Below are 17,170 nucleotides of genomic sequence, written 5' to 3' on the forward strand. Positions count from 1 at the left end.
CTCAACGGTTGGCGCGTTTCCAGAAGCGTCGCGCCAGCCACGCATCCACGCTCAACCTGCCGGCCCCGGCGAACACCAGCGGCACCAGCGCCGCCAGGTAAATCGCCGGCAGTTTGAAGTTGCCGAAGCCCTTGTTGGTGATCGCGTAACCCTGGGCCAGTTCGCTCAACGACGACCAGTCTGCCGGCCAGTGCACGGCAGCGGTCGCGACCACGGTCACGACAATCAACGAAATCGCCGAGATCCGCGTGCCAAATCCGATCAGGATTGCCAGGGCGCAGATCAGCTCGGCCCACATCGACAGCTCCCAGTTCAGCGTCGCCGGCAAGTGATCGAAGGGAAACGGGAAACGGTCCTGAATGTCTTCGAACCAGTTCTGGCCGTTGAATTTCTCCAGGCCCGATTCGAAAAACTCCCAGGCGATGAACAGGCGCAGGGTCAGCGGCGCCAACCACTGGCCGGCGCGATCGAGGTTCAGGTGCAGGCCTTTGACGGCGGTCGAGAGGGCGGTTGTCATGGGAGAACTCCATTCAAGCAAGGGAAAAAGGGGCACCGGGATGCCCCGTGAAGAGGGTTATTCGCCGGCGCCGCACTTGCCTTCACCGCATTTGCCTTCCGAGGTTTTTTCCGGGGTATCGGCCTGGGCCTGAGTCTGGCTGTAACCGTGATCCAGTTGCTTGACGCTGAACGCTTCGGAGGCCGAAGCCGCGTTGGACAGGACAATACCGCCGGCCAGCAGCAGGCCGAGGGTCAAAGCGTTTTTCGAGAGCGTGGTCATGGTGAATCTCCGATAAGGAATATGAGTTCAAAGGCTTGATCGGGGCTGCCGATCGACAGGCTCATTTGAACGTCGGGCTGTATCGGGGATGTGTCGTCTGTCGGGGGATTTGCGCTCATGGTGTGTATGGGGTTGCGCCATATACAGTGCGATACACGAACGCGGTGTGATTCGGCCGGCGGGTGCAGCGTCTAGCCACCGTGTCCCCGCAATCCCATGGGGCGAGACTTCGAGACCCGGCATGCAAGCGCTGTTGAACGAGATCCTTGACGCAGTCCGGCCCCTGATCGGGCAGGGCAAGGTGGCTGACTACATTCCCGCCCTCGGCACCGTGCCGCCCGATCAACTGGGCATCGCCGTATATGGCAATGACGGCGAGATGTATTGCGCCGGCGATGCCGAGACGCTGTTCTCGGTACAGAGTATTTCCAAGGTGTTCAGCCTGGTTCAGGCCATCGAACACTCCGGCGAGGCGATCTGGGAGCGACTGGGTCACGAACCGTCCGGTCAGCCGTTCAACTCGCTGGTGCAGCTGGAATTCGAACGTGGCCGTCCACGCAATCCGTTCATCAATGCCGGGGCGCTGGTGATCTGTGACATCAACCAGTCGCGCTTCGCCGCGCCGGCCTTGTCGATGCGCGATTTCGTGCGGCGGCTGTCGGGCAATCCGCAAGTAATGGTCGATGGCAAAGTCGCCGATTCCGAATACCAGCACCGCGCACGCAATGCGGCAATGGCTTACCTGATGCAATCCTTCGGCAATTTCCACAACGATGTCGAAGCAGTGCTGCGCAGCTACTTCAGTCACTGCGCGTTGCGCATGAGCTGTATCGATCTGGCCCGGGCATTCTGTTTCCTGGCCAACGACGGCTATTGCAAGCACAGCGGCGAACAGATCCTGACCCGCCGCCAGACCCAGCAAGTCAACTCGATCATGGCCACCAGCGGTCTCTACGATGAGGCCGGCAACTTCGCCTACCGCGTCGGCCTGCCGGGCAAGAGCGGCGTCGGCGGCGGTATCGTTGCGGTGGTGCCGGGGCAGTTCACGGTGTGCGTGTGGTCGCCGGAGCTCAACGCGGCGGGCAACTCGCTGGCGGGCATGGCGGCGCTGGAAATGCTCAGTTCGCGGATCGGCTGGTCGGTGTTCTGAGCCTGTGTTGCTTTGAGGGTGGGCAAGCTATACATTTTCCGGCCGCCCTCAATATGGTGAATCCGCTCCATGTCTCTCGCGCTCGAACGTCTCGTCGCTGGCACGCCCATCCCTTTCGCCGGTAACCGCGTCACCGTGGTCAGCCCCGAACTGGCCGAGCGTTTCCGACCCGGCGACCACCTGTTGGTGGAGCAGGTGAGCGGCGAGCTGTTGCTGATTCCGGTGGCGGATCAACAGGCCGCTTCGGTGGCGATCGAGCGTGCAGCGGCCGCGTTTACGGCGTTGTCCGCCGTGTCGGATGAAGCGATCAGCCGCTTCTTCGATCTGTTCGCTCAACGCCTGGAAAACCCGGACGCCTGGGCACTCATCGAAGCCGCGAATCTCGCCGACATCGAACGGGCCAAGGCACGCGGTCGTTCCACGACCCGCTTGCTCGCCGATGAGCGCATGCGCCGCGACATGATCGCCGGCCTGCGCGCCTGGCGTGACGCGCCAGCCACCCGTGGCAAAGTGATCAGCAGCGTCGAGCATGACGGCTGGAAGGTCGAGCAGGTGGTGTCGCCGCTGGGCATCGTCGCGTTCGTGTTCGAAGGTCGGCCAAATGTCTTTGCCGATGCCGCAGGCGTACTGCGTACCGGCAACACCGCCGTGCTGCGCATTGGCAGCGATGCCTTGGGCACCGCGCAGGCCATCGTCACTCATGCCCTGAATCCGGCGCTGGCCGATGCCGCTCTGCCGGCAGGTGCGGTCTCGCTGGTGGAGAGCGTCAACCACGCCGCCGGTTGGGCGATGTTCGCCGACCGGCGTCTGTCGCTGGCCGTGGCCCGTGGTTCGGGCCGTGCTGTCAGCCAGTTGGGCAGCATCGCCCAGCAGGCCGGCACCGCCGTCAGCCTGCACGGCACCGGTGGCGCATGGCTGATCGCCGACCGTGATGCCGACGCCAAGCGCTTCGCCGCCGTGGTGCGTAACTCGCTGGATCGCAAGGTCTGCAACACCTTGAACGTCTGCCTGATCCAGCGCGACCGTGCCGCCGAATTGGTGCCATTGTTCCTCGATGCCTTGCAGCAGGCCGGCACCGCGCGCGGTCAGGGCTGCAAATTGCACATTGTCGAAGGCAGCGAAAGTTACTTGCCGGGCGACTGGCAGAGCGCGACGGTCGAGGTCTATCGCGCCGAGGGATACCGGACCGAAGCCCTGGCCGAGCCTTTGCCCGAAGCACAACTGGGACGCGAGTGGGAATGGGAAGAAACCCCGGAAACCAGCCTGATGATCGTCGACGATCTGGAACAGGCGATTGCGCTGTTCAATCGTTACAGCCCGCAGTTCACCGTGTCGTTGATCAGCGAAGATGCTGTGACTCAGGAGCGTTTCTACAACGCGGTCAACGCGCCGTTCGTGGGCAACGGCATTACCCGTTGGGTTGATGGCCAGTACGCGCTGAACAAGCCGGAGCTGGGCCTTTCGAACTGGGAAAGCGGTCGCCTGTTCGCCCGCAGCGCGATTCTTTCGGGCGACGGAGTATTCACCGTGCGCAGCCGCATGAGCCAGATCGATCTGGGCGTCAAACGCTAAAATACAAACGCCGCGCCTGTCGCAATGACAGGCGCGGCGTTTTTGTATCACTTGGCGGTGGCGGCGGTTTCGATCAGGCTGGCCACGGCTTTGGGATTCGATACCATCACCACATGGGACGCGCCCCTGACCACCACGGTCTTTTTCGCGTGCGCCCGTTCGGCCATGAACGCCATGGCTTGCGGCGGAATGTTCTTGTCCTTGTCGCCGTACACGAACCACGAAGGAATCGTTTTCCACGCCGGCTCGCTGGCGGCCTCGTTCAACGCCGCTTCGGTGACCGGGCGCTGGGTCGCAGCCATCAGTTTCGCGTCGGCGTTCGGCACGTCGGCGGCGAACTGGCCGTGGAACTTGTCCTGCTGGATGTACAGATCCTTGCCTCCGTCCTTCAGGGCAACGGGCGGCGCGAGGGTCGGGCCAAGGGTGCTGCCGGGGAATTTGCCGGCCAGTCCGGCCACGGTTTCACCGGTTTCGGGCGCAAACGCGGCGACATACACCAAGGCTTTCACATTGGCGTTGCCGTACGCGGCTTCGCTGATGACCGGCCCGCCGTAGGAGTGGCCGACTAGCACCACAGGTGATTTGATCCCGGCCAGCACGTCGGCGACCGATTGCGCATCACCCTTGAGGGTACGCAACGGGTTGGCGGCGGCGACCACCGGATAGCCGTCCTTTTCCAGAATCTTCACCACACCGTTCCAACTGCTGGAATCGGCGAAGGCACCGTGCACCAGCACCACGGTGGGTTTCTCGGCAGCCATCGCCGAAGTCGCGGCTGCCATGGCGGCGGTAAGAGCCAGTCCTGCAAACAGTTTGTTCATCGAATGTTCCTTGTGTCGGGAGGAGGAATGCAGCGTTCGGGCTTATTCAAAGCGCTGGCTGTATCGCTGATGTGTCCGCCTCCCGGCGCGGGTGCATGGAACTGTGTCTGGCGGGGCGCTGGCTACACGCTGATACAAAGCAAACGCCCCGGCAGGTGCGGGGCGTCCGGTTCAGGCGGCATCGACCGATTGGCCGTAGACCGCGCAGGTCGTTGGTTGCTCGGCCAGCGAGACGAAGGTGCGGCGATCCGCTGTCAGGGCATCGATGGAGCCGGTCTCGATGTCGTAGACCCAGCCGTGCAGGTTGAGCAGGCCTTTTTCCTGGGCCAGACGCACGCTCGGGTGGGTCTGGATGTTCGCCAGTTGCGCGATCACGTTCTCGCGCACCATCGAACTGAGCTTGGCGGCGTCATTGGCGTGTGGCCGTGATTCGTTGACCACTTTTGCCGATTCTGCGTGTTGCAGCCAGCCGCTGACGGCGGGCAGGTGATCCATGCATTTGCACTGGGCGATGGCGGTCATTGCCCCGCAATCGGAGTGGCCGCAGATCACGATGTCGGTGACGCCGAGCACGGCAACCGCGTATTCCACCGTCGCTGAAACACCGCCCGGATGCGGGCTGTAGGACGGCACGATATTGCCGGCGTTGCGGATCACGAACAGCTCGCCGGGTTCCTGTTGCGTCAGCAGCTCGGGCACGACACGGCTGTCGGAGCAGGTGATGAACAAGGTGCCTGGCGTCTGGGTGGTCGCCAGATACTTGAACAGTTCGGTGCGTTGCGGAAAGGCTTCGCTCTGGAATTTCAGGAAGCCTTCGATCAGGTTTTTCATGGTGTTGTCCTCTCAGTTCGAGCAGCCGGTGCCGAATTCGCTGTATTGAAGAACGTGTTTTGCGCCGTGACTGTCGAGGTAAGTCATCTCGACCGGCACTACACCGCAGATGTCGGCCACCGGGGTGATGCTCACGACCTGCGCGATGTCCAGTTGCATGCCGTAGCGATAGGCAACGACCTCTTCATCAGCCTGGGCCTGGGCGGCGAGGCCGGAGAGCAGGGCCAGGGTCAACAGAATTTTTTGCATGGGGCAGCCTCCAGACGAATGTGGTGACGACTTGGCAAATCAGGTTGGGGTGGGCCCGCACGCGGGGTGCGAGCCCGGACGGGTCAGAACGGACGCAGCGGGAGGAACTTGCCGTCGAGGGTGACCACCGCGCGGGAGCCGCCTTCTGGGTCTTCGACTTTCTTGATGTCGAGCTTGAAGTTGATCGCGCTGATGATGCCGTCACCGAACTGCTCGTGAACCAGTGCCTTCAGGGTGGTGCCGTAGATCTGGATCATCTCGTGGAAGCGGTAGATGGTCGGGTCGGTCGGCACACCGTCGAGGCTGCCGCGCAGCGGGATGATTTGCAGGGCGGCGACGTCTTCGGCGCTCAGCTCAAGCTTGTCGCCGACCACTTCGGCAGCGGCTTTTGGCAGCGGGTGCTGGCCGAGCAGGGCGGCGGTGACGTAGGCCAGGCTCAGACCGGTGCCGTCGGCCAGATCCTGCCACGACAGATTCTTCTGCGCTTTGGCGTCCAGCGCGCGGGTGGTCAGGGCGATGCGGCTGTCGTTGTAGGCTTGGGATTGCATGGTGCTTCTCCTTTCGGGGTTGGCTTGCTGTGTGGGGTTCATCTTCTGCTGATTGATCCATAGCGTCCAAGACCGATATACAATGCGAAGCATAAGTACAGCCTATAGATGGAGCGTCCCATGCTGCTGCGACATTTGCGTTACCTGCTGGCCGTGGCCGATCACGGCGGTTTCACCCGGGCGGCCGAGGCGCTGCACGTGTCGCAGCCGACCCTGTCGCAACAGATCCGCCAACTGGAGGAAAGCCTGGGGGTGGAACTGTTCGACCGCACCTCGCGCTCGGTCAGACCCACCGATGCCGGTGAGGCCTATATCGAATGCGCGCGGCGGGTGCTGGTGGAACTGGAAGCGGGCAAGCGTGCGTTGCATGACGTGAAGGACTTGTCCCGAGGCTCATTGCGCCTGGCCATGACGCCGACATTCATGGCGTATCTGGTCGGGCCGTTGGTGCGTGATTACGTGGCGCGATATCCGGGGATCCACCTGGAGATTTTCGAGTTGTCGATGGATGACATCGAGGCCGGGCTGGCGGATGACTCGCTGGATATCGCGATTGCCTTTACCCCGGTGCGCAGTCCCGATATCGAGTGCATTCCGGCATTTGTCGAGACGCTGGGAGTGATGGTCGGGCGCGAACATCCGTTGTATGAGAGTGCTGCAGTGCTGACGCCGGACGACATTGCACAGCTGGATTTCGCACTGTTGACGTCGGATTTCATTACGCGCGTGTCGATTGATGAGTATTTCCGGCAGCACGGCATCACGCCCAAGGTGCAGATCGAGGTGAACTCGGTGAGTTCGTTGCTGGAAGTGATCCGGCATGCGCCGATTGCGACCATGCTGCCGGAGGCGATTGCCACCGAGGACCGGGCGTTGCGCCGGTTACGTGTGGAGAGTGAGGCGCCGCAGCGGGGGGCGGCGTTGTTGCGGCGCAAGAATAACTATCACAGTGCGGCGGCGGTGGCGTTCATGGAGAGGGTGCTGGAAACCCGTTCATGAACATTGTTTGCGAGCAATAAAAAGGGCCTGCTCCTTATCGGAAGCAGGCCCTTTTGTTTATTGAAGTTGCAACTTAGCAGAACCGATCAATCACCCGGACTTCGTTTTTGTTCTGCATCGAGTCCCACGCCTGTTTCAGCGTTTGCAGAACATTACCGATGAAGTCCTTGTCGGCCGCGGCTTTCTTGCCGACATAGCCTTGGCCGCGGCGGTACATCTTCAGGCGGGCCAGCAGGTTCTGGTTGTTCCGGTCGAACTCTTCTTCACCAGCATGGGGCGACAGGCAGTCGATATGGACCTGACCCGACTTGCTGATCCACAGAATATGGCTGTCGTGGCTGTCTTTTTTTGCCGCGAACATACGAGCCAGTTCTTCGATAGTAGGTTGATTGTTCAGATTCATGATATTGCCCCTTGACCAGTCTGGTGATCTTTCAAAGTTGATTCGCTAATACAGGTAGCCCATCGGTTAGTTGATCCCTGGCACCGAAACCAGGACGTCAGCGGTCGCCCGTATGAAGTACGGGGTCATGCATCTGTTGCATGTAGTCGTGTTGAATAACTGCTACGCAATAGCGTCACAACGAGGAGAAGCAGCGAAAACCGGGAGGCTCCTTGACGACGTTTTCAGGGTCGACCACAAGCGTCTTGAGAATTTTCGCCAGCGCTTCTCGTCCTTGTACTGGACGTTCAGGCCAGGTCAGCTTCTTCAATCTGCCTTGTGGGCAGGGTGTATCCGGAAAAAACAGCTCAGCGGCCAGACCAGCCTGCCCAAACGGGTTACCAGCGCTCCCGAACGGGGCGACGTCTGCATCATGCAAAAGCCAAACGACGCCGTCAACGGTTTTGTAGTGATTATTTTTGGTCACTACATATTGTCGGACAAAGTCATTCCGGAATGAGAAAAGGGTGATTCAGGCAGCGTCAGAGGGGCTGCCAAGGCTGTAGAAAGTGCAGGGATAGCCATCGACGATGCGTTGCTGGCGGGTGAATTCGCCGCCACTCAACTCGTTGATCACCTTCGCCCAGAAGCGCCGCGCCGGCAGGTTGGCGTCGACATGGAAAATCTGCCATCGCCCGGGCAAGTGACTCAAGAGGGCGGAGGCGACAAACTGCGCGACGCCTTGGCCACGCCAACGCCGGCTGACGAAGAAATAGCCGATGTTGTAATCGGCGCCTTCGATGAGAAGGTGATCATCGACGGTCACGAAGCCTGCCAGTTCGCCGTCGACGTGAATCAGGAACGGTCGGGTTCCCGGCTGGCGCCAGTAATCGTCCTTCATCTGGATCGGGAAAAAACCATGCTCTGCGAGCTTCAGCGGCAGCCATTCGCTGAAGTCGTAGGTGTAGAACTGCATCAGGTTTTCAAGGGTGTCCAGTTCGTCGCGCCGGGCGACGCGCAGTTCGATGACAGACATGCCGCGGCTCCTGACAATCACTGCACAAACAGTAGCGCGCAGCGAATTATTTGGCAGCCGGTTTTGCAGGGCGTTTGCCTGTGCCGGTGGTTTTGCGCCGGGTGGTCTTGCGCTTGTTTTTCCAGGGGGCAGCGGCCTTGCCGGCAGGTGGTGGGCCGCTGATGGTCAGGCTCAGGCCGGCGCAACGGGTCACCTGTTTGCTCATCCACGCAGCCTGTTTGGTGACGAACTCTTCCAGGCTCATCTCGCCACTTTGCACCATGTCCAGCGCCTGTTCCCAGATTGCGGTCGTGCCGGGGTCGGCAATCGCCCGTGGCACCGCGTCGATCAGGCTGAACGCGGCAGGTGTGGCGGACAGGGCCTTGCCGTTTTTCCTCAGATAACCGCGATCCAGCAAGCCTTGAATGATCGAAGCACGGGTGGCTTCGGTGCCGATGCCGGTGGTGTCCTTGAGTTTCTGCTTGAGCAGCGGATCTTCCACCAGTCTGGCAACGTTCTTCATCGCCTTGATCAGATCGCCTTCGGTGTAGGGTTTGGGTGGCTGCGTCCACAGGTCCTTGAGCTTTACGTCAGCGATGGCGCACTCGGCGTCCTGGCTCAGCGTCGGCAGGGTTTGTGGCGCAGGGGCTTCACGGCCCTTGGCGGGAGCCAGTGCTTCCGGCAATGCGCGTTTCCAACCCGGTTCGATGATCTGCTTGCCGACGGCGCGCAGGGCTTCACCGGCACAGTCGAAATCGGCCTGGGTGCGATCGTATTCGTGGTTGGGCAGGAACTGCGCCAGATACCGTGCACGGATCAAGGTGTAGACCGCACGGTGCTTGCCGGTCAGGCGTTCCAGATTCTTCGCGGCGGCGGTGGGAATGATGCCGTGGTGGGCGCTGACCCTGGCGTCGTTCCAGGCGCGGGAGCGGCGCTGCGGCTCCAGATGTTCGCGCAAGGCTTCGAGGCCCGTATCCGCCTGACGCAGGGCTGCGAGAATCCCCGGTGCCTCACCGTGCTGGCTCAGGGGCAGGTAGCCGCAATCGCTGCGCGGGTAGGTGATGACTTTGTAGGTTTCGTAGAGGGCCTGGGCGATGTCGAGGGTCTCCTGGGCGCCGAGGCCGAGCTTCTTCGAACAGACTTCCTGCAAGGTGCCGAGATCGAAGGGCAGGGGCGCCACTTCGCGCATGCGCTCGGTACGCAGTTTGACCACCCGGGCGCTGGCAGCGCTGCTGATTGCGGCGGCCGCTCGCTGGGCGAGAGCCTGATCGAGGCAACGATCCTGATCGTCACAGGCATCGCCCGGTGCGCGCCATTGTGCCGTGAACGGCGTGCCGTCGTGCAGCAGTTGCACATCGATGGCCCAGTACGCCACCGGCACGAAGTCGGCAATGCTGCGGTCGCGATCCACCACCAGCCGCAGGGTCGGCGTCTGCACCCGGCCCACCGGCAGCACGCCTTGATAGCCCGATTGCCGACCGAGCAGGGTGAACAGGCGACTCATGTTCATTCCGATCAGCCAGTCGGCCCGTGAGCGCCCCAGAGCCGAGTGATACAGGCTGAAGGTTTCGGCGCCCGGTTTGAGTGCGGCCAGGGCCTTGCGGATCGAGGCTTCGTCCAGCGCCGACAGCCACAAGCGGCGGATCGGCCCGCGATAGCGGCAATGTTCCACCAGTTCCCGGGCGATCATTTCGCCTTCACGGTCGGCATCGGTGGCGATGATCAGTTCGCTGGCCTCGCCGAGCAGGCGCTTGACCGCCTTGTACTGGCTGGCGGTGCGCGGCTTGACGGTCATTTTCCATTGGTCGGGGATGATCGGCAGATCCGCCAGCACCCAGCGTTTGTAGCGGGCGTCGTAGGCGTCGGGGGGCGCGGTTTCCAGCAGGTGGCCGATGCACCAGGTCACTGTGACGTCCGTTCCCAGCCAGCAGCCGTCACCCCGGCGTCTGGCGCCGAGCACGGCCGCAATGTCCTTGGCCTGGGAAGGTTTTTCACAGAGGTACAGCCGCATAACCACCATCGTCGATCATTGCCCGCAGAGGCGCACAGAATGGCCTGAGTCGGGCGCCGGGGCAACTTTTATCTGTATGGATATACAGATAAAAGGATTGCCGGTCATGACAGCCTGCGTCGGGGCAATCGGGGACGCTATCGAGAAATTGAATGGCGCTCACGTCCGGCATTGTGTCAGGTTCGAATCGCCTCAACAGGGCGAGTGACAGGACGATCTCGCCAGAAGATCGCCGCTTTTCTGTCTGACACTGACCATCCAGAAACAAGGACGTACACCATGTCTCAACCTTCCTCCCAGGCCAGCAGCGCCTTCACTGCCGTCGACACTTTCAGCCACCTGTATGACCGCGGCACCGGAACCGTCAATGGCAAACCGTCGTTCACCGCCGACCAGGCCGCTGACGAAATCCTGCGCAAAGGCATGTCGTGGCAGGACAAGAATGCCGACGGCAAGATCGATCTGACTTATACCTTCCTCACCGAAAAGCCGTCGAACTACAACCCCAAACTGGGCAACTTCAGCGAGTTCAGCGCTCTGCAAAAGGCCCAGGCCGTGCTATCGATGCAGTCCTGGTCGGACGTGGCCAAAGTCACCTTCACCGAAGGCAAGGGCGGCGACGGCCACATGACCTTCGGCAACTACGACGTCAGCACCGGCGGCGCGGCGTTTGCCTACCTGCCGCAGGGCAGCAGCTACGACGGTCAATCGTGGTACCTGATCAACGATCAGTACCAGGTCAACAAGACTCCGGGCACCAACAACTACGGGCGCCAGACCCTGACCCACGAAATCGGCCACACCCTCGGCCTGTCGCACCCGGGCGCCTACAACGCCGGCAACGGCAATCCGACCTACAACGATGCCAAATACGCCGAAGACACCCGCGGCTACAGCCTGATGAGTTACTGGAGCGAAGCCAACACCGACCAGAACTTCAGCAAGGACGGCAGTGGCGCTTACGCCTCGGCACCGTTGCTGGACGACATCGTCGCCGTGCAGAAACTCTACGGCGCCAACTACGAAACCCGTGCCGATGACACCGTGTACGGTTTCAACTCCAACGCCGGTCGTGACTACTACAGCGCTACTTCGAACACCTCCAAAGTGGTGTTCTCGGTGTGGGACGGCGGCGGCAACGATACGCTGGACTTCTCCGGTTTCAGCCAGAACCAGAAGATCAACCTCAACGAAGGTTCGTTCTCCGACGTTGGTGGTCTGGTGGGCAACGTGTCCATCGCCTATGGCGTGACCGTGGAAAATGCCATTGGCGGTTCGGGAAATGACTTGTTGATCGGCAACAGCGCGGCCAACGAACTGATCGGCGGTGCCGGCAATGACATCATCTACGGCGGTGGCGGCGGCGACACGCTGTGGGGCGGGGAAGGCGCGGACACCTTCGTGTTCGGCGCAGCCAGCGACTCGACCATGACCGCGCCGGACTGGATCATGGATTTCACCAGCGGTCTGGACAAGATCGACCTGTCCGGGATTGCCGGTTTCGCATCGGGTGCGGCCACACTGAACTTCGTCAGCGGCTTCACCGGGCATGCGGGCGACGCGATCCTCACTTACTTCGCACAGACCAACCAGACCAGCCTGATGATCGACCTCACAGGTCAGGGCTCGGTGGACTTTGCAGTGGGTGTGGTGGGGCAGGCCCTGGCGAGCGATATCGTCGCCTGATCTGAAAACGGAAAACCGCGGCCTTCACGGGCTGCGGTTTTTCGGAGCGGAAAAACCGTTCGGCTGCGAACCCGACGGGATCGCGCTGCATGGGTTATACCTGAACCGGTCTCTCAGCCGTTGTCAGGAGCACCCGATGAAAACCTCCGGTCCCAGTCCCGTCATCACCATCGCCGAGCAGCCAGGCTGCGTATTGGTGAAGTTCCACGGCATTCAGGTCGCCGCGTCGGCCCGAGCACTGGTGCTGCTTGAAGCCAACTATCCGCCGGTCTACTACATCCCCCGCGAAGACATCGACGAAAAGTATTTCACCCGCACTGACCACACGAGTTATTGCCCCTACAAGGGCGACGCCAATTACTTCAGTCTGCAAGTGCCCGGACATGAGGGCGCGAACGCGGTGTGGACCTACGAACATCCGAAAATTTCGGTCAGCCAGATCAAGGACTACGTCGCGTTCTATCCCGACCAGGTGAAGTTTGAATTGCTCGAGGGGGAAGTCTGAACGCATGCACATGTGATAAGCCAACCTATCCTGTGGCGAGGGAGCTTGCTCCCGCTCGGCGGCGCAGCCGTCGCAAAAACCTGAAGCGCGACATTGCAGGTTTCGGGGTCGCTTCGCGACCCGGCGGGAGCAAGCTCCCTCGCCACGGATGGTCTTCAGTGCTCGTATTGACCTGGTTTCTCAGTTCTTGTCGAGGTCGATATTCTTCGTCTCACGCAGACAAATCATTCCCACCACCAGGCTCACTCCGGTAATCAGCACCGGGTACCACAGCCCGTAGAAGATATCCCCGGTGTACACCACCAGCGCAAACGACACGGTCGGCAGGAAACCGCCGAACCAGCCATTGCCGATGTGGTACGGCAGGGACATCGAGGTGTAGCGGATGCGGGTCGGGAACAGTTCGACCATCAGCGCCGCGAGCGGGCCGTAGCACATGGCGGAGAGGATGATCAGCGCGACGATCAGGGCCACGATCATCGGCTTGTTGATCTGCTGCATGTCAGCCTGCTGCGGGTAGCCGGCGAGGGTGATGGCGCCGCGCAGGGCGGCCTCGTCGAAACCGTCGAGTTTCACATCGCCGACGCTCACTTGCACCGCGCTGCCGGCAGGCGCTGCGACGCTGGAGTAGGGCAGGCCCTGTTTGACCAGGAAGGTCTTGACCTTGTCGCACGGGCTGTCGAATTTGGCCTTGCCCACCGGATCGAACTGGAAGGTGCAGGTGGCCGGGTCGGCCACAACGGTGATCGGTGCCTGCTGGCTGGCCTGGTCGATGGCCGGGTTGGCATAGTGCGCCAGGGATTTGAAGATCGGGAAGTACAGTGCCGTGGCCAGCAGCAGGCCGAGCATCAGCACCGGTTTGCGTCCGACCTTGTCCGACAGCCAGCCAAAAAAGATGAAGAACGGCGCGCCGATCACCACGCTGATGATCAACAGACTGTTGGCCACCGCCGGGTCCATCTTCAGGAACTGGGTGAGGAAGAACAGCACGTAGAACTGCGCGGCGTAGAAGGTCACCGCTTGCCCGGCATTGATGCTGAACAGAGCGATCAGCACGACCTTGAGGTTTTCCCATTTGCCGAAGGATTCGCGGATCGGCGCCTTGCTGGCCTTGCCTTCCTCTTTCATCTTCAGATACGCCGGCGACTCATGCAGGCTCAGGCGAATCCAGGTGGAAATCCCCAGCAGGACGATCGACAGCAGGAACGGAATGCGCCAGCCCCAGACTTCAAACTGATCGCCAGTGAAGTAGCGGCAACCGAGCACCACCAGCAGCGACAGCAGCAGACCGAGGGTCGCGGTGGATTGAATCCAGCTCGTATGGAAACCCCGTTTGCCGATCGGTGCGTGTTCCGCCACGTAGGTTGCGGCGCCGCCGTATTCGCCACCCAGGGCCAGGCCTTGAAGCATGCGCAACACCACGAGAATGATCGGCGCAGCGATGCCGATACTGGCGTAGGTGGGCAACAGACCCACTGCGAACGTGGCCACGCCCATCAGAATGATGGTCGCAAGGAAGGTGTATTTGCGTCCGATCATGTCCCCCAACCGACCGAACACCAGCGCCCCGAACGGCCTCACGATGAAGCCTGCGGCAAACGCCATCAGCGCGAAGATGAACGCTGTGGTGTCGTTGACCCCGGCGAAGAACTGCTTGCTGATCACCGCCGCCAGGGCGCCGTAGAGGAAGAAGTCATACCACTCGAACACCGTCCCCAGGGACGAGGCGAAGATGACCTTTCGGGTATCGGAGCCGGCGTCCGTGCTGCGCACGGCGTCCAGCGACTGAGCGTGTTCTGACATATCGGTATCCCTCACAGTGATTGTTTTTGTTGTTTCCACTGGTGTTGCGTGTCCGGGTGATGCGCGATGCTTTTTTGTCGGATGAAAAAAATGGTGGGAGCGAGCCTGCTCGCGAAGGCGTCCTTTCAGTCGCCATCTATGTTGAATGGGCGACCGCATTCGCGAGCAGGCTCGCTCCCACAGGGGCGGGGCTTGCAGGTGGAGAAAGAATCAGCTGTGCCGCTTTTTCAGCAATCATCAGCGTAGGCGAACAGGTGTTGCCCGAGGTAATGCGCGGCATGATCGACGCATCGGCAATCCGCAGGCCCGGCACGCCATGCACGCGCAACTGCGCATCGACCACCGCGTCCGTGTCATTGCCCATGCGACAGGTCCCGACCGGGTGGAAAATCGTTGTGCCGATCTTCGCCGCCGCTTCGTGCAATTGTTCTTCGGTTTGCAGGCTGGCGCCGGGCAGGTATTCCACCGGGTTGAAGGCTCGCAGGGCCGGAGCGCTGACGATGCGCCGGGTCAGGCGGATCGCGTCGGCGGCCACACGCAGGTCTTCGGGATGGCTCAAGTAGTTGGGTTGAATCAGTGGCGCGGTTTGCGGGTCTGCTGAACGGATCTCGACCCGGCCACGGCTCTGCGGGCGCAAGTCACACACTGACGCGGTGAACGCTGGGAAACTGTGCAACGGCTCGCCGAAGCGCTCCAGCGACAGCGGCTGCACGTGATATTCGAGATTGGCCGAGGTCTGCTCGGGCCCCGAGCGGGCAAATGCGCCCAGTTGACTCGGCGCCATCGACAACGGCCCGCTGCGGTCATACAGATAGCGCAGGCCCATGCCCATCTTGCCCCACACAGTGCCAGCAATCTGGTTGAGGGTGCGGGCATTTTCCAGTTTGTAGATCAGCCGCAATTGCAGATGATCCTGCAGGTTGCCGCCAACCCCCGGCAGTTCATGCACCACGCCGATCCCGAGTTTTTCCAGCAGCGGACGCGGGCCGATCCCGGAGCGCTGTAGAATGCTCGGCGAGCCCACGGAGCCGGCGCACAACACGATTTCCTTGCGCGCCTTGAAGCTTTTCACCTGGCCCTGCCAACGGGCGCTGACCCTTGAGGCACGACCGTCCTCGAACAGCACGCGATCCACTTCGATATCGGTCAACACCGTGAGATTGACCCGGCCCCGGATCGGTTTGAGAAACGCCTTCGCCGCATTCCAGCGCACCCCGGCTTTCTGATTGACCTGAAAGTAACCGCAACCCTCGTTGTCGCCCTGGTTGAAGTCATCGATGCTGGCGATGCCGCTTTGCTCGGCAGCGCTGCGGAACGCATCGAGAATCGGCCACGACAGGCGCTGACGTTCGACCCGCCATTCACCCTTGTCGCCATGAAATTGCGCCGCGCCGGCGAAGTGGTTTTCGCTCTGTTTGAACAGCGGCAGCACGTCATTCCAGGTCCAGCCCGGATTACCCTCGGCGGCCCAGCCGTCGTAGTCGTTGGCCTGGCCACGCATGTAGATCATGCCGTTGATCGAAGAGCAGCCACCCAGCACCTTGCCACGCGGATAACTCAGTGCGCGGCCATTGAGGCCCGGTTGTTCTTCGGTCTTGAAGCACCAGTCGGTGCGCGGGTTGCCGATGCAGAACAGGTAACCCACGGGGATGTGAATCCACGGATAGTTGTCGCGCCCGCCGGCCTCCAGCAACAGCACACGTCGCTGTGGATCCGCCGACAGCCGATTGGCCAGCAAACACCCGGCCGGCCCGGCGCCGACCACGATGTAATCGAATTCATCGAGGGACGTCTGCATTCCCTGACCTCGCTTATTGTTTTTGTTGTCAGTCATCCTAGTTGTTAGCTTTCGTCAAAAGAATGTTAGTTTTTGCGCAGCCGCTGTTCGTTTTCAAACAGCGCTTCCTGACGATAGTCGACAAGGACAAGCCATGTTCGATTGGAACGACCTGCGGTTCTTTCTCGAGTTGCAGCGCAGCGGCCGGCTGCTCACCGCTGCCCGCCGCCTGAACACCACTCACGCCACCGTTGCCCGGCATATCGAGGCCATCGAAAAAAGCCTCGGCACCGCGCTGTTCGTCCAGCAGGCCCAGGGCTACGAAATGACTCCGGCAGGGGAGGCGCTGCTCAAGCACGCCGAAGCCATGGAAAACGTCGCCCTGCTGGCCCAGGAGGAAATCACTCAATCGACGGCGCCGCTGGGCAAGATCCGTGTCGGCGTGACGGAAGGACTGGGCATCATGTTCCTTGCCAGCCGCATGATCGGACTGTTCGAGCGTTATCCGGGGCTGGAAGTGGAGCTGGTGGCAGTGCCGCGCTTTGTCAGCATCCTCAACCGCGAGGCGGAAATCAGCATTCACCTGGAACGGCCGGCGGCGGACATGCTGGTCACCCGCAAGCTTACCGATTACCGACTCGCGCTCTACGCCAGTCAACGTTATCTGGACAGCGCACCGCCACTGAACAGTCGCGAGGATCTCGGGCGGCATGCGTGGATCGGCTATGTCGACGATCTGCTGTTCAGTCAGGAACTGATGTTCCTCAACAGCTTCTGCCGCAATCCGCGGGTGGTGTTTCACAGCACCAGCGTGATTGCCCAGCAACAGGCGGCCCGTTCAGGGCTGGGGATTGCGGTGCTGCCTTGCTACATGGCCGCGTCCGATCCGGATCTGGTGGCGCTGTTGCCGCAGGAAAGTATCGAGCGCAGTTACTGGATCAGTACGCGGCGGGAGTTGCACAAGTCGGTCAGACTTCGAGTTGTCTGGGATTACGTTGTTGGCTTGTGCGAGGGGGAGCGTAAGTTATTGATGGGCTAGAAGC

Annotated in this window: 18 protein-coding genes; 7 read left to right on the plus strand and 11 right to left on the minus strand. The window is 61.4% G+C overall.

Annotated features, from left to right (window positions below; genetic code table 11):
- Nucleotide 1 precedes the first annotated feature (1 nt).
- Entirely contained in the window at nt 2-517 is a 516-nt protein-coding gene (locus tag ACK6BI_RS08640) for a DoxX family protein (RefSeq protein ID WP_409316737.1), read from the minus strand.
- Between the two features lie 57 nt (nt 518-574).
- On the minus strand, nt 575-778 hold the full coding sequence (locus ACK6BI_RS08645; protein WP_409316738.1) for a hypothetical protein: 204 nt from the start codon (nt 776-778) through the stop codon (nt 575-577).
- A gap of 241 nt (nt 779-1,019) precedes the next feature.
- On the opposite strand from ACK6BI_RS08645, the gene glsB reads away from it, so the two are divergent.
- Both glsB and ACK6BI_RS08655 read left to right on the plus strand, forming a co-directional pair.
- Nucleotides 1,020-1,928 carry a glutaminase B gene (gene glsB / locus ACK6BI_RS08650; RefSeq protein WP_085711458.1) on the plus strand — a complete coding sequence of 303 codons (909 nt, stop codon included), beginning with the start codon at nt 1,020-1,022 and terminating at the stop codon, nt 1,926-1,928.
- 69 nt (nt 1,929-1,997) lie between these two features.
- Nucleotides 1,998-3,500, plus strand: a complete 1,503-nt coding sequence (locus ACK6BI_RS08655; protein WP_409316739.1) for an aldehyde dehydrogenase family protein — start codon at nt 1,998-2,000, stop codon at nt 3,498-3,500.
- Between the two features lie 47 nt (nt 3,501-3,547).
- Here ACK6BI_RS08655 and ACK6BI_RS08660 read toward each other — a convergent pair whose 3' ends face one another.
- From ACK6BI_RS08660 to cynS, 4 genes are all read right to left on the minus strand, one after another.
- Nucleotides 3,548-4,321 (minus strand): alpha/beta fold hydrolase, encoded by a 774-nt coding sequence (locus ACK6BI_RS08660; protein WP_409316740.1) that lies wholly within the window; start codon nt 4,319-4,321, stop codon nt 3,548-3,550.
- Between the two features lie 171 nt (nt 4,322-4,492).
- Nucleotides 4,493-5,152 carry a carbonic anhydrase gene (locus ACK6BI_RS08665; protein WP_260519908.1) on the minus strand — a complete coding sequence of 220 codons (660 nt, stop codon included), beginning with the start codon at nt 5,150-5,152 and terminating at the stop codon, nt 4,493-4,495.
- 12 nt (nt 5,153-5,164) lie between these two features.
- Nucleotides 5,165-5,401 carry a DUF2790 domain-containing protein gene (locus ACK6BI_RS08670; RefSeq protein WP_409316741.1) on the minus strand — a complete coding sequence of 79 codons (237 nt, stop codon included), beginning with the start codon at nt 5,399-5,401 and terminating at the stop codon, nt 5,165-5,167.
- 83 nt (nt 5,402-5,484) lie between these two features.
- The gene (cynS, locus tag ACK6BI_RS08675; RefSeq protein WP_011334741.1) at nt 5,485-5,949 is read right to left on the minus strand and encodes a cyanase; all 465 of its coding nucleotides are present in this window, start codon (nt 5,947-5,949) and stop codon (nt 5,485-5,487) included.
- 120 nt (nt 5,950-6,069) lie between these two features.
- Here cynS and cynR point away from each other — a divergent pair, with 120 nt between their 5' ends.
- Nucleotides 6,070-6,948: a transcriptional regulator CynR gene (gene cynR, locus ACK6BI_RS08680; protein ID WP_409316742.1), complete on the plus strand. Its 879-nt coding sequence runs from the start codon at nt 6,070-6,072 to the stop codon at nt 6,946-6,948.
- 73 nt (nt 6,949-7,021) lie between these two features.
- Here cynR and ACK6BI_RS08685 read toward each other — a convergent pair whose 3' ends face one another.
- Nucleotides 7,022-7,351: a hypothetical protein gene (locus tag ACK6BI_RS08685; protein ID WP_260519905.1), complete on the minus strand. Its 330-nt coding sequence runs from the start codon at nt 7,349-7,351 to the stop codon at nt 7,022-7,024.
- Nucleotides 7,352-7,478: 127 nt separating this feature from the next.
- On the opposite strand from ACK6BI_RS08685, the gene ACK6BI_RS08690 reads away from it, so the two are divergent.
- Nucleotides 7,479-7,850: a hypothetical protein gene (locus ACK6BI_RS08690; RefSeq protein WP_409316743.1), complete on the plus strand. Its 372-nt coding sequence runs from the start codon at nt 7,479-7,481 to the stop codon at nt 7,848-7,850.
- A 12-nt stretch (nt 7,851-7,862) separates the two neighbouring features.
- On the opposite strand, the gene ACK6BI_RS08695 is transcribed toward ACK6BI_RS08690, so the two are convergent.
- Nucleotides 7,863-8,366, minus strand: coding sequence for a GNAT family N-acetyltransferase (locus tag ACK6BI_RS08695; RefSeq protein ID WP_065260983.1), 504 nt, complete (start codon nt 8,364-8,366; stop codon nt 7,863-7,865).
- Nucleotides 8,367-8,412: 46 nt separating this feature from the next.
- Complete coding sequence (locus ACK6BI_RS08700; protein WP_409316744.1) at nt 8,413-10,356, minus strand: DNA topoisomerase III; 1,944 nt, start codon at nt 10,354-10,356, stop codon at nt 8,413-8,415.
- Nucleotides 10,357-10,635: 279 nt separating this feature from the next.
- On the opposite strand from ACK6BI_RS08700, the gene ACK6BI_RS08705 reads away from it, so the two are divergent.
- Complete coding sequence (locus ACK6BI_RS08705; protein WP_409316745.1) at nt 10,636-12,042, plus strand: serralysin family metalloprotease; 1,407 nt, start codon at nt 10,636-10,638, stop codon at nt 12,040-12,042.
- A gap of 136 nt (nt 12,043-12,178) precedes the next feature.
- Nucleotides 12,179-12,547 carry a DUF427 domain-containing protein gene (locus ACK6BI_RS08710; protein ID WP_409316746.1) on the plus strand — a complete coding sequence of 123 codons (369 nt, stop codon included), beginning with the start codon at nt 12,179-12,181 and terminating at the stop codon, nt 12,545-12,547.
- Between the two features lie 180 nt (nt 12,548-12,727).
- Here the strand turns inward: ACK6BI_RS08710 and ACK6BI_RS08715 are convergent, their stop codons facing one another.
- Both ACK6BI_RS08715 and ACK6BI_RS08720 read right to left on the minus strand, forming a co-directional pair.
- The gene (locus tag ACK6BI_RS08715; RefSeq protein ID WP_409316747.1) at nt 12,728-14,350 is read right to left on the minus strand and encodes an MFS transporter; all 1,623 of its coding nucleotides are present in this window, start codon (nt 14,348-14,350) and stop codon (nt 12,728-12,730) included.
- A gap of 136 nt (nt 14,351-14,486) precedes the next feature.
- Nucleotides 14,487-16,148, minus strand: coding sequence for a GMC family oxidoreductase (locus tag ACK6BI_RS08720; RefSeq protein WP_409316748.1), 1,662 nt, complete (start codon nt 16,146-16,148; stop codon nt 14,487-14,489).
- A 133-nt stretch (nt 16,149-16,281) separates the two neighbouring features.
- On the opposite strand from ACK6BI_RS08720, the gene ACK6BI_RS08725 reads away from it, so the two are divergent.
- Nucleotides 16,282-17,166 (plus strand): LysR family transcriptional regulator, encoded by an 885-nt coding sequence (locus ACK6BI_RS08725; RefSeq protein WP_409316749.1) that lies wholly within the window; start codon nt 16,282-16,284, stop codon nt 17,164-17,166.
- Nucleotides 17,167-17,170 lie beyond the last annotated feature (4 nt).

Source organism: Pseudomonas sp. KCJK9016, from assembly GCF_046231795.1.
Lineage (GTDB): Bacteria > Pseudomonadota > Gammaproteobacteria > Pseudomonadales > Pseudomonadaceae > Aquipseudomonas > Aquipseudomonas bananamidigenes.